The organism is Blastococcus sp. PRF04-17, from assembly GCF_023016265.1.
In the GTDB taxonomy this organism is placed as follows: domain Bacteria; phylum Actinomycetota; class Actinomycetes; order Mycobacteriales; family Geodermatophilaceae; genus Blastococcus_B.
Genome location: NZ_CP095412.1, coordinates 537,016 through 549,462, shown reverse-complemented (window position 1 = coordinate 549,462; position 12,447 = coordinate 537,016). Strand labels below are relative to the sequence as shown.

Here is a 12,447-nt window from a genome sequence, read left to right as displayed (position 1 = left end):
TCCGGACGCGCCCGCAGTTCCACCCGCTGACCGTGGCCCGGGTCGAGCGGCTGACCGACGACGCCGTCGCGGTCACCTTCGATGTCCCTGACGAGCTGGCCGACGACTACCGCTTCCGACCCGGCCAGGCCCTCACCCTGCGCCGCGTCCAGGACGGCCGGGACGAGCGCCGCTCCTATTCGATCTGCGCGCCGGCCGGGGCGCCGCCGCGGGTCGGCGTCCGGGAGGTCCCCGGTGGCTACTTCTCCTCGTGGCTCGTGCACGAGGTGCGGCCGGGCGACGTCATCGACGTGCTGCCGCCGTCGGGGACGTTCACCGCCGACCTGGACACCCCCGCCGACCACGTCTTCGTGGTGGCCGGCTCGGGCATCACCCCGGCGCTCTCGCTGGCCGGCACCGTGCTGCGGGACGGCCGCTCGACGGTCACCGTCTTCTACGGCAACCGGCGCGCGAGCACGGTGATGTTCGCCGACGAGCTGGCCGACCTCAAGGACCGCCACGGGCCGCGGCTGCAGCTGGTGCACGTGCTCTCCCGCGAGCCGCGCGACGCCGAGATCACCAACGGCCGCCTGGACGGCGAACGGCTGCGCACGCTGGTCACGCACCTGGTCGACGTCCCGCACGTCGACCACTGGTGGCTGTGCGGACCGCACGGGCTGGTGACCGACGCCCGCGCCCTGCTCGGCGACCTGGGCGTGCCGCGGGAGAAGGTGCACCAGGAGCTGTTCTACGTCGACGACGTCCCGCCGCAGCCGGTGCGGGGCGACGATGCGGTGGTCGCCGGACCCAGCAGCCAGGTGACCGTCGTCCTCGACGGGCGGACGACGCCGCTCGCCCTCCCCCGCGATGTGCCGGTGCTCGACGCCGCCCAGAAGGTCCGTGGCGACCTGCCGTTCGCCTGCAAGGGCGGGGTCTGCGGCACCTGCCGGGCGAAGGTGACCGAGGGCGCGGTGCGCATGCGGCGCAACTACGCGCTCGAGACCGACGAGCTCGAGGCGGGCTACGTGCTCACCTGCCAGGCGCTGCCGGTGACCGACCGGGTGACGGTCGACTACGACGCCTGAACGGGCTCGGCGGAGAACATGGTGACCCGGTGCACGCGATTCTCGACCAGGCCCGGGGTCATGGGCGCATGACTACCGGACGACGGAACCGATGGGGTCAGTCGACGGTGCGGAGGAAGTCGCGGACCTCCCGGTCGAAGGCCTCCGGGACCTCGAGGTTGATCACGTGCCCCACACCCGGGAGGACGACGAGGCGTGCCCCGGGGATCGACCGGTACAGGGCGTCGGCCACCGGCCGGGGGGCTCGCACGTCCGCCGAGCCGTGCAGTACCAGCGTCGGCACCGCGACCGTCGGCAGGACGTCGCGGAGGTCGGCGTCGGCGAAGGCGGCCAGCATGGCCTCCGTGCCCTCCCGCCGCACGTCGAGCATGGTGGAGCGGACCAGTGCGAGCGTCTCGGCCGGCACGCGCCGGGCGAAGAACCCGGGGAGGTAGCCGTCGATCCACTCCGCGGGTGGGCGGCCCAGTTCGGCCCGCACCCGCTGGAGGCGGGCCGCCACCTCCTCGGGCGGCAGGGAGCCCCTCCATCCGGCATAGGCGGAGACGAGCACCAGCGACCGGACGAGCTCCGGATGCTCCCGGTAGACGGCGAGGGCCAGCCCTCCACCGAACGACAGCCCGCACAGATGCGCCGCCCCCAGGCCCAGGCCGAGGACGAGGTCGGCCACGGCGTCCGCGTAACCGGCGATGGTCGCGGGCCGGGCCGGATCATCGGATCCCCCGCACCCCGGAGCGTCCCACGCGATGACGTCGAACTCGTCGGAGAGCGAATCGAGCTGGGGCAGCCAGTCCCGGCCGTCGCTCCAGCCCCCGTGGAGGAGCAGGAGCGGCGGACCGGCGCCGCTGCGCCGGTAGGCCAACCTGCCCCCTGCGGCGTGCAGGACCGAGACGTCCGCGGTCATGACCCGCGCCCTCTCAGGTGATGGCGAACGAGTGGTGCTCGTGGGCGACGACCCAGCGGCCGTCGTCCCGGCGCAGGCCGAGGGTGAGCCGCAGGCGGCGGTCCGGCGCCTCGGCGAACTCCTCGGGCGTCCCGCAGCGCAGCAGCGCGAAGGCGAAGGCGACGTCGGCGCCGGCCGTCACGTCGAGGGACTCGATGTCGAAGACAGCGCCCTGCCGCTGCCACTCGAAGAACGCCGGCCACGTCTCCCGGTAGGCCGCGAGCCCGCGGACGCCCCGGTGCGGCGGCGGCACGTCGAACATCACGATGTCGTCGGCGTGCGCCGCCAGCACCGTCTCGAGGTCGCCGTCGTGGACCGCCCGCGCCCACCCCTCGACCAGGGCGCGGATCTCCTTCTCGTAGTCCGCCATCACCGGCTCCGGTACAGCCGGGTGGTGATCGGCAGGAAGACCAGCGCGAGGGCCGCCGCGACCACCAGCGAGATCACGATCGCCTCGCCGTCCGGGTTGCCGGCCATCAGCGAGCGGCAGGCCGTGGCGAGGATCGAGATCGGGTTGACGTCGACGAACGCCTCCAGCGGGCCCGGCAGCGTGCTCGGGTCGACGAAGACGTTGGACAGGAACGTCAGCGGGAAGATGCCCATGAAACCCGCGTTCATGACGGCGTTCGGCGACCGCAGGAGCAGGCCGAGCACGCAGAACACCCACGACAGGCCGAACGAGAAGACGACGACCAGGGCGAGCGCGCCGAGAGCCCCGACCACGCCGGCCTCGGGGCGGTACCCGAGCGCGACGCCCACCACGATGATCACCGTGCCGGCGATCACGTACCGGACGCTGTCGCCGAGCAGCGAGCCGAGCAGCGGCGCCGGCCGCCAGATCGGCAGCGACCGGAACCGGTCGACGACGCCCTTGGTGAGGTCGGTGTTGAGGCTCACGCCGGAGTAGACGGTCGTGAACAGCACCGACATGACCAGCAGCCCGGGCAGGGTGTAGTCGAGGTAGGCGCTGGTCGAGCCGGCGATCGCGCCACCGAACAGGTACGTGAACATCAGCAGGAACATGACCGGCGTGACCGTCACGTCGAGCAGCTGCTCGGGGACGTGCTTGACCTTGAGCATGCCGCGCCAGCCGAACGTCACCGCGGTCGACAACGGGCCCGGACGCGGCGGCCGCTCGGTGGAGGCGATGGCCCGCCGGACGGCGGCGGTGTCGGCGGTGCCCGTGGCCGGGGTGGTGGTGGTCATGACGCCTTCTCCTCGACCTGCTCGGTGCGGTCCTCGGCCATGTGGCCGGTCAGTGCCAGGAAGACCTCGTCCAGGCTCGGCTGCCCCAGCGAGAACTCGGCGATGCCGATGCCGGTCCGCGCCAGCTCGGCCACGCCGGTCGCGGCACGCCCGGCGTCGGAGCACGACACCGTCAGCGCCGCGGGGTCGGGCAGGAGCTCCACCGGGCCGAGCGCCCGTTCCAGGACCGCCGCCGCCTCGGCCCGCCGGTCGGCGTCCAGCAGCCGGACGTGCAGCGCGCCCGCGCCGACCGACGCCTTCAGCTGGCCCGGCGTGCCCTCGGCGATCACCCGGCCGCGGTCGATGACGGCGATGCCGTCGGCGAGCTGATCGGCCTCCTCCAGGTACTGGGTGCAGAGCAGGATCGTCGTCCCACCTGCGGCGAGCGCCCGCGCGATCTCCCAGACCTGGTTGCGCGACCGCGGGTCGAGGCCGGTCGTGGGCTCGTCGAGGAACATCACGCGGGGCGTGACGACGATGCTGGCGGCGATGTCCAGCCGCCGGCGCATGCCGCCCGAGTAGTGCTTGACCAGCCGGCCGGCCGCCTCGGCGATCCCGAACGCCTCCAGCAGCTCGTCGGCGCGCGTCCGGGACGCCGCCCGCCCGAGGCCGAGCAGCCGGCCCAGCAGGATGAGGTTCTCCCGGCCGGTGAGCTCCTCGTCGACCGAGGCGAGTTGCCCGGTGAGGCTGACGTCGGTGCGCACCGCGTCGGCCTCGGTGACGATGTCGTGGCCGAGCACCCGGGCGCTGCCGCCGTCGGGTTGGATCAGGGTGGCGAGCATCCGGATGGTTGTCGTCTTGCCTGCCCCGTTCGGCCCGAGGACGCCGTAGATGGCGCCCTGCGGCACGGCCAGGTCGATGCCGTCGACCGCACGGGTCTCCCCGAACGACTTGGTCAGGCCGGTGGCCTCGATCGCGAGTGGTGCCTGGCTGGTCATCGGTCTCCCGCCTCGGTGTTCCGCGTCTTCCGATGGTCAGACGAAGCGAACGCCGGAAACTGATCGGGCGCCAGCGACTTTCGGCCGGGAAGCGCGGCTGACCCGCCAATCCGCCGGAGCCCGACCGGCGGAGGTCACGCCCCGGGGCGACCCGTCTTGTCGGCGTACATGCCGAGGTCCGCAGCGTGCAGCAGCGCCGCCGGGTCGGCGCCGTCGTCGGGGCCGAGGGCGATGCCGAGGCTCACCCCGACGCCCGTGTCGGCCAGATCCCGTTCCAGGGCCAGGCGGAGGTCCTCGGCGGCCCGGGCGCACTGCTCGCGATCGGCCACGTCGACGAGGACGACGCAGAACTCGTCCCCCGCCAGCCGCGCGACCAGGTCCTCCGTGCGGGTCGCCCGCTGGAGGTGCCGGCTCAGCGCGACGAGCACCGCGTCGCCGGCCTCGTGCCCCCGCTCGTCGTTGATCCGCTTGAAACCGTCGAGGTCCAGGAACGCCAGGCCGACATGCCCGCCCTGCCGGCGGGCCCGGGCGAGCTCCGCCTCGAGCCGCTGCACGAGGGCCAGGCGGTTGGGCAGCCCGGTCAGCGCGTCGGTGCGCGCCTGTTCCTCCACCTGGCGGTGCAGCCGGGCGTTGTCCAGGGCGCGCTGCGCAGCGGTGGCCAGCCCCTCGAGCACCCGCTGCTCCGTAGGGACGCCGACCTGCGAGACACCGCTGCGCGCGACCAGCCACGGCCCGCCGTCATCGACCGGGACGCCCACCTGCCGGCCGCCGGGCGGCCGCTCCTGGACCGCCACCTCGCTCCCGGGCAGGAGCCGCCGCGCGTGGTGGGTGAGTGCGTCGAGGACGTCGTCGTGGCGCAGCGACAGGTGCAGGTCCTGGGTCGCCTGGGCCAGCCCGTCGAGGAGGTCGCGCTCGGCCGCGAGCCGCGCCTGCCGGCGGCTGAGCAGGGCCATCGCCAGCAGGAGGGGCAGCAGCCGCCAGGCGCCGGCCGGGTCACGCAGGACCAGCGGCGCCAGGACGACGCCGAGCGCCGCGCCGACCGCCTCGACCACTGCCAGCTGGCGCAGGCCCGCCGCCAGACCGCGGAGCAGGCCGCCCCGGTCCAGGCTCAGGACGACCACGACCTGCGCGTGGCTCACCGCGCCGAACAGGAGCGCGGCGGCCGCGGCCGTGAGGAGCACGGGAACCTCGTGCTGGTGGAGCACGGCGGCCAGCAGCGCCGCGGCCCCGGCCGAGGTCACCGACGACGCGGCGTTGAACAGGCGGTTGATCGGGCTGGTCGACAGGGACAGGACGAGGACCAGGGCGGCGACGCTGCAGGCCAGCCCGGCCGCCGCCGGCGGCAGCGTGGCGAACGCGAGCACCGCCGCGGTCTCGCCGAAGGTCATGTGCGCGGCCCGCTCCCGGCGGCCCACGGTGATCGGCGAGAACAGCAGGAGGCCGACCGCCGCCGTGACGACCGCGACCTCGGCGGGCGCCGCGCGCACCGCCTCCGCCGCCCGCACCGTCATGAGGACGAGCGCGGCGAGGGCCAGCACGCCCAACGTCCCGACGAAGCTGCGCGCCCTGGCGTGCATCCGCCACCCACTCCCCGAACGGCCCGCGGACCAGCGCGGACGTGCCGGTCCGATCCGGAGGCTAGTGGTTATCGTCCTGTCCGGTACCGCAACCCCGGCGGGCCGCGGACAGCAGTCGGCGCCGGGGCCCGATCGGGTCCCGGCGCCGAGCGTCGTGACGGGTTCAGCTGTGCTTGCCGGACCGCGGGCTGTAGATGCCGATCAGCACGAGGGCCGCGCTGATGAACACCAGGTTCTTCACCACGAACTCGCCGTCGGCCGTGAGCTCGAGCAGGTTCGCCCCCCACATGAGCTCGGAGGCGGTGACGAAGGTCAGGAAGGTGCCGGCCAGGTGACCGGCCAGGACCAGCAGGGTGATGCGGGGCAGGATTCCGGCCGCGAGCACCAGGCCGATGACGACCTCGACGACACCCAGGGCGGGGACCGCGAGGTCGGCGTCGATGAACGGCAGGGTCTGGCCGATCAGCTCGTGCACCGGGCTGACGCCGAAGATCTTCAGCGCGCCGAACCAGACGAACACCGCCGCCAGCGCCAGGCGGAGCAGCGTCGGGGCGACGCGCTGGTTGATCTGCACCGCGCGGTCCACCACGGCCGCGCCGGGCAGCCGCCGGCCGGCGACGACGGGCACGTCCGTCTCCACCGCCGTCGGTCGCGTCATCAGGGCCGTCGACTGGGGCATCTCGACCATGGTCATCTCCTCTCCATCCGGGGGCCGCACCCGTGTGCGGCCGTCGAAGGAAGGAGGAGCGGAAATCCGTCCGGATACGCCAGACCTAGGTGTCGTCAGGACCGGACGGCGCGCACCAGCTTCCGGACCCCGAGGACGGCGGCTGCCGCTCCGGCCACCCACGGGCCTGCCACCACGACGGGGTCGAGCGACTGGTGCACCAGGTCAGCCCGCGTGCGGCCGACGCGGGAGGACAGCCCCCGGAGGTGAGCTCGCTCGCCACGCCGGTCTCGGTGACGGGGTTGTCCGGTCGCGTCGTCGCGAAGGACCGGAGGTGGTGCTCCCAGGCGTCCACGCGGTCGGCGACGATCAGCAGCAGCCAGTGGCCCAGCCGACCCTCGCTGTACTTCTCGTAGGCGAGCCGGCGGATGGCGCCGGGCACGCCGCGCAGGGGCTGGGCGGTGCCGAACACCGGCGTGACGAAGGCGTGTTCGACCGACCGCTCGCGGGGCTGCTTCTCCGGCTGCCGCTCCGGGAAGTCCCAGTGCGCCCCGGTGGTGTCGGGGGCGTAGCGCAGCTTCGGGTGCGAGGGCCGGTCGGCCGGGTCGAGGTCCGCGCCCCAGCCCGGGATGCGGGCCCGCAGCTCCTCGCGGCTCGGCGGCGCGGTGCGCTTGTCCCGCACGTAGGCGCTGGGGACGTCGGCTCGGTGCTCGGTCATGGTCGACTCCTCGCTCAGGCCGCGTTCGGCACGACGAGCGGCTTGATGCACCCGTCGAGCTTGGCGGAGAAGATGTGGTAGCCCTCGGCGATCTCCTCCAGCGGGATGCGGTGCGTGACCATCTCGCGGGGCTCGAGGTGGCCGTTGCGCACGTGCTCGAACAGCCGTGGCCACTGGCGCTTCACCGGCGTCTGGTTCATCCGCAGGGTCAGCCCCTTGTTGAGGGCGTCGCCGAACTTGACCGCGTTCGGAATGGGGCCGTAGGCCCCGACCACCCCCACCGTGCCGCCCTTCCGGACGGAGTCGATCGCCCAGTTCAGCGCGATCGGCGAGCCGCCCTGCAGCTTGAGCTTCGTGCGGCGACGTGCTGGAGGAAGCTGCCGTCGGCCTCGGCACCCACCGCCTCGATCGCCACGTCGGCGCCCAGGAAGTCGGTCTGCTTCTTCATCTCGACCACGATGTCGTCGTACTCGGTGAAGTTGAACGTCTCGGCCGAGGCGAAGCTGCGCGCCTTCGCCAGCCGGTAGTCCAGGTGGTCGATCACCATCACCCGGCCGGCACCCATGAGCCAGGCCGACCGTGCCGCGACGAGGCCCACCGGCCCGGCGCCGAAGACCACCACGGTGTCGCCCTCGGCGATCTCACCCAGCTGTGCCCCGAAGTAGCCGGTGGGGACGGCGTCGGTGAGCAGGACGGCGTCCTCGTCGCTCATCCAGTCGGGGATCACCGCCGGACCGACGTCGGCGAAGGGCACGCGGACGTACTGGGACTGGCCGCCGTCGTACCCGCCGGTCGTGTGCGAGTAGCCGTAGATGCCGCCCACCGCGGTGGCGTTCGGGTTCACGTTGTGGCAGTTGGAGTACAGGCCCCGGGCGCAGAACCAGCATGATCCGCAGAAGATGTTGAACGGGACCATCACCCGGTCCCCTACCTCCAGGTTCTGCACCGAGGAACCGACCTGCTCCACCACACCGATGAACTCGTGGCCGAAGGTGTGCCCGATCCGGGTGTCCGGCATCAGACCGTGGTAGAGGTGCAGGTCGGAGCCGCAGATGGCGGCGAGGGTCACCCGCACGATGGCGTCGTTGGGGTGCTCGATCGCCGGGACGTCCTTGTCCTCGACGCGGACCTTGTAGGGCCCTCGGTAGACCATCGCGCGCATCTGGCGGCTCCTGGGAGTTCGGCGCCGCGGACAGCGACCGCGGCGGGCACGACGGCCCCGTGGATTCCAGGTGCCGCCGGTTCCGCCCTTCCCCGTACCGTCCGGCCGCAACCCCGCGGGCGTCAGGAACCGAGGGCGACCGGGACCCGACCAGCACCAGGGACAGCGAGAGGGGAGGGCGCCGGATGCCCCTACGGTGGGGTCACTGGACGGGCGCGTCCGGCGGGGGCAGCTGGTAGCTGAGCTCCTCGTCGACCGAGGCCACACCTTCGACGTCGGTGAGCGCCGACCGGGACTCCGCCGGTGCGGAGCCGGTGATGATGCCGAGCCCGTCGAGCACCTGCGCGACCTCCATGCCCCGGGCCCGCAGGGCCTCGGCGACCTGGTCGATGGCAGGCAGGTGCCCGTCGTCGACGGTCACGCTGAGGTTCACCATGTGCGGAACGGTACGTCAGGGGGCCGCTCATTGGGGTGCGAGAGCCAGCCCGCTGCCCACGTCGAGCGATGGCTGCAGCAGCCGCTCGCTCTCCGCGCACAGCGTGGCCCAGAGGTCCAGGCCCCGCCGCCCGGTCGCCTCGGCCCACAGCGCGGCCAGGCCAGCGACGTGCGGCGTCGCCATGCTCGTGCCGCTGATCGTCCGGTAGCGCGTGGGCATCGGCCAGGACGAGTACACCTGCACGCCCGGGCCGGCGATGTCGACCTGGCCGCCGCGCCCGGGCAGGCTGCGGGCGGAGAAGTTGGCCATGCCCAGGTCCCCGTCGATCGCGCCGACGGCCATGATCTCGACGCTGTTGGCCGGGGCGCCGACGAAACCGTGGTTCCCGGCCCGCCGGTTGGCGTTGTTGCCGGCGGCGGCGATGATCAGCGATCCCCGGCGCAGCGCCCGACGACCGGCCGCCGAGTACGGCGGGTGCGACTGCTGCACGTCGGCCCCGAGCGACATCGAGATGACCGGGCAGCGGTTGGCCACCGCCCAGTTGATTCCCGCGAGGATGCCCGCGTCGCTGCCGCTGCCGGAGTTGCCGAGCACCTTGCCGGAGTAGATGTCCGCCTCGTACGCGACGCCGTACCGCGGGCCCGTCGACGGGCTGCGCGGACCGCAGGACGTGCCGATGCAGTGCGTCCCGTGACCGTGGCCGTCCTGGGCGGACTCGCCCTGGACGAAGGACTCCGCGCTCACGGTGCGCCCGGCGAAGTCGGGGTGCCCGAGGTCGAAGCCGGTGTCCAGGACGGCGACCCGGATGCCCCGCCCGGACCGTGACGAGGAGATCGCCTTGGTGGCCTGGATGCCCCAGGTGGCCTGCGAGGTGTCGGCGAACCGCCCGGGACCGGCCACCTCCACACCGGACAGCGCGGCGTCGTGCGGGGCGTGCGCCAGCCGCTCGACGAGGTCGTTCACGCCGTCGCGGTACGCCTGCGCGTAGCCGGCCCTCTCGTGGTGGAGGGCCTCGTGGTGGAGAACGTGGTGCACGAGCTCGGGCGACACCGACAGCACCGGCCGGCTCTCCGCGCCGGCGGCCTGCAGGGCACCGACCTGGGTGACGTCGGCGGAGACGACCGCGATGCCGAGCTCGGAGAAGACGGTCGCGGGGGCCTCCTGCAGGGCCTCGGGCGAGACGTGCCCGCCCTCGAAGTCCCGGGAGTCGGCGACCCCCGAGATGCCGGCGCGCGCCCAGTCGATGCCGGGGGCGTCGTCGTCGGCCTCGGCGAAGACGACGATCTGCCGGCCGGTCACCTCCGGCGGCGGTACCGCCCACGCCATGCCGTCGCTCGGCCCGACACCTGGTGTCAACCGCGGATCGATCACTGCTCCCCCTCAGTCCGGCAGCCGCAGAGTGTTCCCTCCGCAGGTCGGCACGCCAGTGACCACGCCCCGGCCCGGCGCGGCGCCGTCAACGCGCGCACGCTTCGGCGGCGTTCCGTCACGGAGCGTTCGCGGACGACCGCGGCTCGCCGCACCCTCACTGGGGACTGTAGGAACGTCCCATGACCGACGCCTTCCCCTCCCTCGCCGAGCTCGCCGCCGAGGAGGAGGAGCTGCAGCTCGCCTCCTTCACCAACGACCACGCCTGGGTGCTCGGGTCGGCGCTGGTGGCGACGGCCCGGCAGCAGGGCGCACCCGTGGCGATCGAGATCAGCCGCAACTCCCACCGGCTGTTCGCCGCGGCGCTGACCGGCGCCACTCCGGACAACGCCGCGTGGATCGAGCGCAAGACCCGGGTCGTGCAGCGGTTCGGCCACTCCTCCCTGTACGTCGGCCAGGCCGCCAGGGAGAACGGCACCACGTTCGAGGCGCAGTCCGGGCTGGATCCGGCCCTCTACGCCGCGCACGGCGGCGCCTTCCCGATCATCATCCGGTCCGTGGGACCGGTCGGGGCCGTGGTCGTCTCCGGCCTTCCGCAGGTCGAGGACCACCGGATGGTGGTCGCCGCCCTGCGGGCGCACCTCGCGGGGTAGGCCGCTCAGCCGGCGGTCTCGGCCGCCGTCGTCCGTGGCACCGGACGCACCTCGCGGGCGCCGGTCAGTTCGTGCCCGGCGTCGCAGACGAGCGCCAGGTGCACCGGCTCTCCGCAGTCCCGGTGCCGCAGGCCCAGCGGCGCGACGTCGTCGGACAGGTACTTGTCGCCCCAGCTCATCAGCGCCACGAGCGTCGGGTAGAGGTCGATGCCCTTGGTGGTCAGCCGGTACTCGTGGCGCTGCCGCTCGCCCTCGGCCTGGTACGGCACCCGCCGGAGGATCCCCTGCGCGACCAGGGTGCCCAGCCGGTCGGTCAGCACCGCCTTCGGCGCCCCCAGGTGCCGCTGGAAGTCGGCGAAGCGGCGGACGCCGAGGAAGGCCTCCCGGAGCACCAGCAGGCTCCACTTCTCCCCGACCACCGCCAGGGTCCCGGCGACCGAGCACTGGGACCGGTCCCACGAGGCTTCGCTCACATCCTCAGCATAACGTGCTGAGTTCACTTGACGAACCAAGCCGGGCAGGAGCAGAGTTCATCCCACGAACCCAGGAGGTCGGGATGGACATCCCCGTGGCGACCAGGCCGGTCCGGCCGGACGATGCCCCGCTCTTCTGCCGGCTCTGGGACCGCCTGTCCCCCGAGACCGTCCACCGCCGGTTCCACGCGCCGCTGCGCCGTCCGCCGGTGGGTGCCCGTCGGCTGGTCGAGGTCGACCACGACGCCCGGGAGGCGGTCGTGGCCGTCGTCGGCACCGAGGTCGTAGGGGTCGCCCGCTACGACCGGACCCCGGCCGACCCCTCGACCGCCGAGGTCGCCGTCGTGGTCGAGGACGCGTGGCAGGGCATGGGCGTGGCCCGCCAGCTGGTCCGCGAGCTGACCGCCCTCGCGGGCAGCCGGGGCGTGCGCACCTTCACCGCCACCGTCCAGCCGGACAACGACCCCGTGATCGGGCTGATCCGGCGCCTGCTCCCGGGCTCCCGGTTCACCGTCGACGCCGACGTCCTCGCCGTGGAGAGCCCGCTCCGCACCGACTCGTTCCTGCCGATCCCCGCCTGAGAGAACCGAAGGATCCGCCATGTCCCGCCTGCGCACCGCCCTCGCCCGCCACCGCTCGGCCCGCGCCCACCTGCGTGAGGAACGCGCCCTGGCCCGGGCACTCGCCGCGGCACCCACCGTCGAGTCCGCGCACGAGATCGCCGCCCTCTCGACCCGTCGCTGAGGCGCGTCCCGGCGCTACCGTGCCCCGCGTGGACGTCTGGTCCAGCGGGGCGAGCTACGAGTCCTACGTCGGCCGCTGGAGCCGGGCCGTCGCAGTCGAGTTCGTCGACTGGCTCGCCCGGCCCCCGCGGAGTCGTTGGCTCGACGTCGGCTGCGGCACGGGGGCCCTCACCGAGGCGGTCCTCGTCACGGCCTCCCCCGCGCAGGTGGTCGGCGTCGATCCGTCGGCCCCGTTCGTCACCCACGCCGCCGTCTCCGTGCCCGACCCCCGGGCCGCCTTCGCGCTCGCCGATGCCCGGGCCCTGCCCGTCGCCGACGGCGCCTTCGACGTGGCGGTCTGCGGGCTGGTGCTCAACTTCGTCCCCGACCGCACAGGCGCTCTCCGCGAGATGGCCCGGGCGGTCGGTCCCGGCCGAACCGTCGCGGCCTACGTCTGGGACTACCCCGGCGGCGGCATGGGCCT

General features: G+C 73.6%; 16 protein-coding genes and 1 pseudogene. 5 read left to right on the top strand and 12 right to left on the bottom strand.

All coding sequences use genetic code 11. The features are described from left to right. Window positions 1-26: 26 nt before the first annotated feature. A complete protein-coding gene (gene paaE / locus MVA48_RS02760; protein ID WP_256461156.1) occupies window positions 27-1,064 on the top strand; it encodes a 1,2-phenylacetyl-CoA epoxidase subunit PaaE in 1,038 nt (345 codons plus the stop codon). 97 nt (window positions 1,065-1,161) lie between these two features. Here paaE and MVA48_RS02755 read toward each other — a convergent pair whose 3' ends face one another. The 11 genes from MVA48_RS02755 to MVA48_RS02705 all read right to left on the bottom strand — a co-directional run bounded on the left by MVA48_RS02755 (window position 1,162) and on the right by MVA48_RS02705 (window position 10,073). Then, window positions 1,162-1,965 (bottom strand): alpha/beta fold hydrolase, encoded by an 804-nt coding sequence (locus MVA48_RS02755; protein ID WP_246985536.1) that lies wholly within the window; start codon window positions 1,963-1,965, stop codon window positions 1,162-1,164. Between the two features lie 13 nt (window positions 1,966-1,978). Continuing rightward, window positions 1,979-2,374 (bottom strand): YybH family protein, encoded by a 396-nt coding sequence (locus tag MVA48_RS02750; RefSeq protein ID WP_246985534.1) that lies wholly within the window; start codon window positions 2,372-2,374, stop codon window positions 1,979-1,981. Next, complete coding sequence (locus tag MVA48_RS02745; protein ID WP_246985532.1) at window positions 2,374-3,210, bottom strand: ABC transporter permease; 837 nt, start codon at window positions 3,208-3,210, stop codon at window positions 2,374-2,376. Before MVA48_RS02745 ends, MVA48_RS02750 begins: the two co-directional genes overlap by 1 nt. Next, window positions 3,207-4,187 carry an ATP-binding cassette domain-containing protein gene (locus MVA48_RS02740; RefSeq protein WP_246985530.1) on the bottom strand — a complete coding sequence of 327 codons (981 nt, stop codon included), beginning with the start codon at window positions 4,185-4,187 and terminating at the stop codon, window positions 3,207-3,209. The genes MVA48_RS02745 and MVA48_RS02740 overlap by 4 nt, the downstream gene beginning before the upstream one ends. 134 nt (window positions 4,188-4,321) lie before the next feature. Continuing rightward, a complete protein-coding gene (locus MVA48_RS02735; protein WP_246985528.1) occupies window positions 4,322-5,764 on the bottom strand; it encodes a GGDEF domain-containing protein in 1,443 nt (480 codons plus the stop codon). Between the two features lie 163 nt (window positions 5,765-5,927). Then, entirely contained in the window at window positions 5,928-6,452 is a 525-nt protein-coding gene (locus tag MVA48_RS02730) for a DoxX family protein (RefSeq protein WP_246985526.1), read from the bottom strand. Between the two features lie 85 nt (window positions 6,453-6,537). After that, window positions 6,538-7,149 carry a hypothetical protein gene (locus tag MVA48_RS02725; protein ID WP_246985524.1) on the bottom strand — a complete coding sequence of 204 codons (612 nt, stop codon included), beginning with the start codon at window positions 7,147-7,149 and terminating at the stop codon, window positions 6,538-6,540. A 14-nt stretch (window positions 7,150-7,163) separates the two neighbouring features. After that, entirely contained in the window at window positions 7,164-7,430 is a 267-nt protein-coding gene (locus tag MVA48_RS02720) for a hypothetical protein (protein WP_246985522.1), read from the bottom strand. Window positions 7,431-7,465: 35 nt separating this feature from the next. Further along, window positions 7,466-8,311 carry an alcohol dehydrogenase catalytic domain-containing protein gene (locus MVA48_RS02715; RefSeq protein WP_246985520.1) on the bottom strand — a complete coding sequence of 282 codons (846 nt, stop codon included), beginning with the start codon at window positions 8,309-8,311 and terminating at the stop codon, window positions 7,466-7,468. A 202-nt stretch (window positions 8,312-8,513) separates the two neighbouring features. Then, a complete protein-coding gene (locus tag MVA48_RS02710) occupies window positions 8,514-8,747 on the bottom strand; it encodes a hypothetical protein (protein ID WP_246985518.1) in 234 nt (77 codons plus the stop codon). A gap of 27 nt (window positions 8,748-8,774) precedes the next feature. Then, on the bottom strand, window positions 8,775-10,073 hold the full coding sequence (locus MVA48_RS02705; RefSeq protein ID WP_246985516.1) for a S8 family serine peptidase: 1,299 nt from the start codon (window positions 10,071-10,073) through the stop codon (window positions 8,775-8,777). 224 nt (window positions 10,074-10,297) lie between these two features. Between MVA48_RS02705 and MVA48_RS02700 the strand changes: the two genes are divergently transcribed. Beyond that, window positions 10,298-10,768 carry a heme-degrading domain-containing protein gene (locus MVA48_RS02700; protein WP_246985514.1) on the top strand — a complete coding sequence of 157 codons (471 nt, stop codon included), beginning with the start codon at window positions 10,298-10,300 and terminating at the stop codon, window positions 10,766-10,768. 5 nt (window positions 10,769-10,773) lie between these two features. On the opposite strand, the gene MVA48_RS02695 is transcribed toward MVA48_RS02700, so the two are convergent. Then, complete coding sequence (locus MVA48_RS02695) at window positions 10,774-11,241, bottom strand: winged helix-turn-helix transcriptional regulator (RefSeq protein WP_246985512.1); 468 nt, start codon at window positions 11,239-11,241, stop codon at window positions 10,774-10,776. Between the two features lie 83 nt (window positions 11,242-11,324). Between MVA48_RS02695 and MVA48_RS02690 the strand changes: the two genes are divergently transcribed. The 3 genes and pseudogenes from MVA48_RS02690 to MVA48_RS23940 form a co-directional block, all read left to right on the top strand. Next, the gene (locus MVA48_RS02690) at window positions 11,325-11,822 is read left to right on the top strand and encodes a GNAT family N-acetyltransferase (RefSeq protein ID WP_246985510.1); all 498 of its coding nucleotides are present in this window, start codon (window positions 11,325-11,327) and stop codon (window positions 11,820-11,822) included. 19 nt (window positions 11,823-11,841) lie between these two features. Further along, window positions 11,842-11,985: a hypothetical protein gene (locus MVA48_RS02685; RefSeq protein ID WP_246985502.1), complete on the top strand. Its 144-nt coding sequence runs from the start codon at window positions 11,842-11,844 to the stop codon at window positions 11,983-11,985. A gap of 19 nt (window positions 11,986-12,004) precedes the next feature. Then, window positions 12,005-12,397, top strand: a pseudogene (locus MVA48_RS23940) (class I SAM-dependent methyltransferase); the annotation flags it as partial. Window positions 12,398-12,447: the final 50 nt, after the last annotated feature.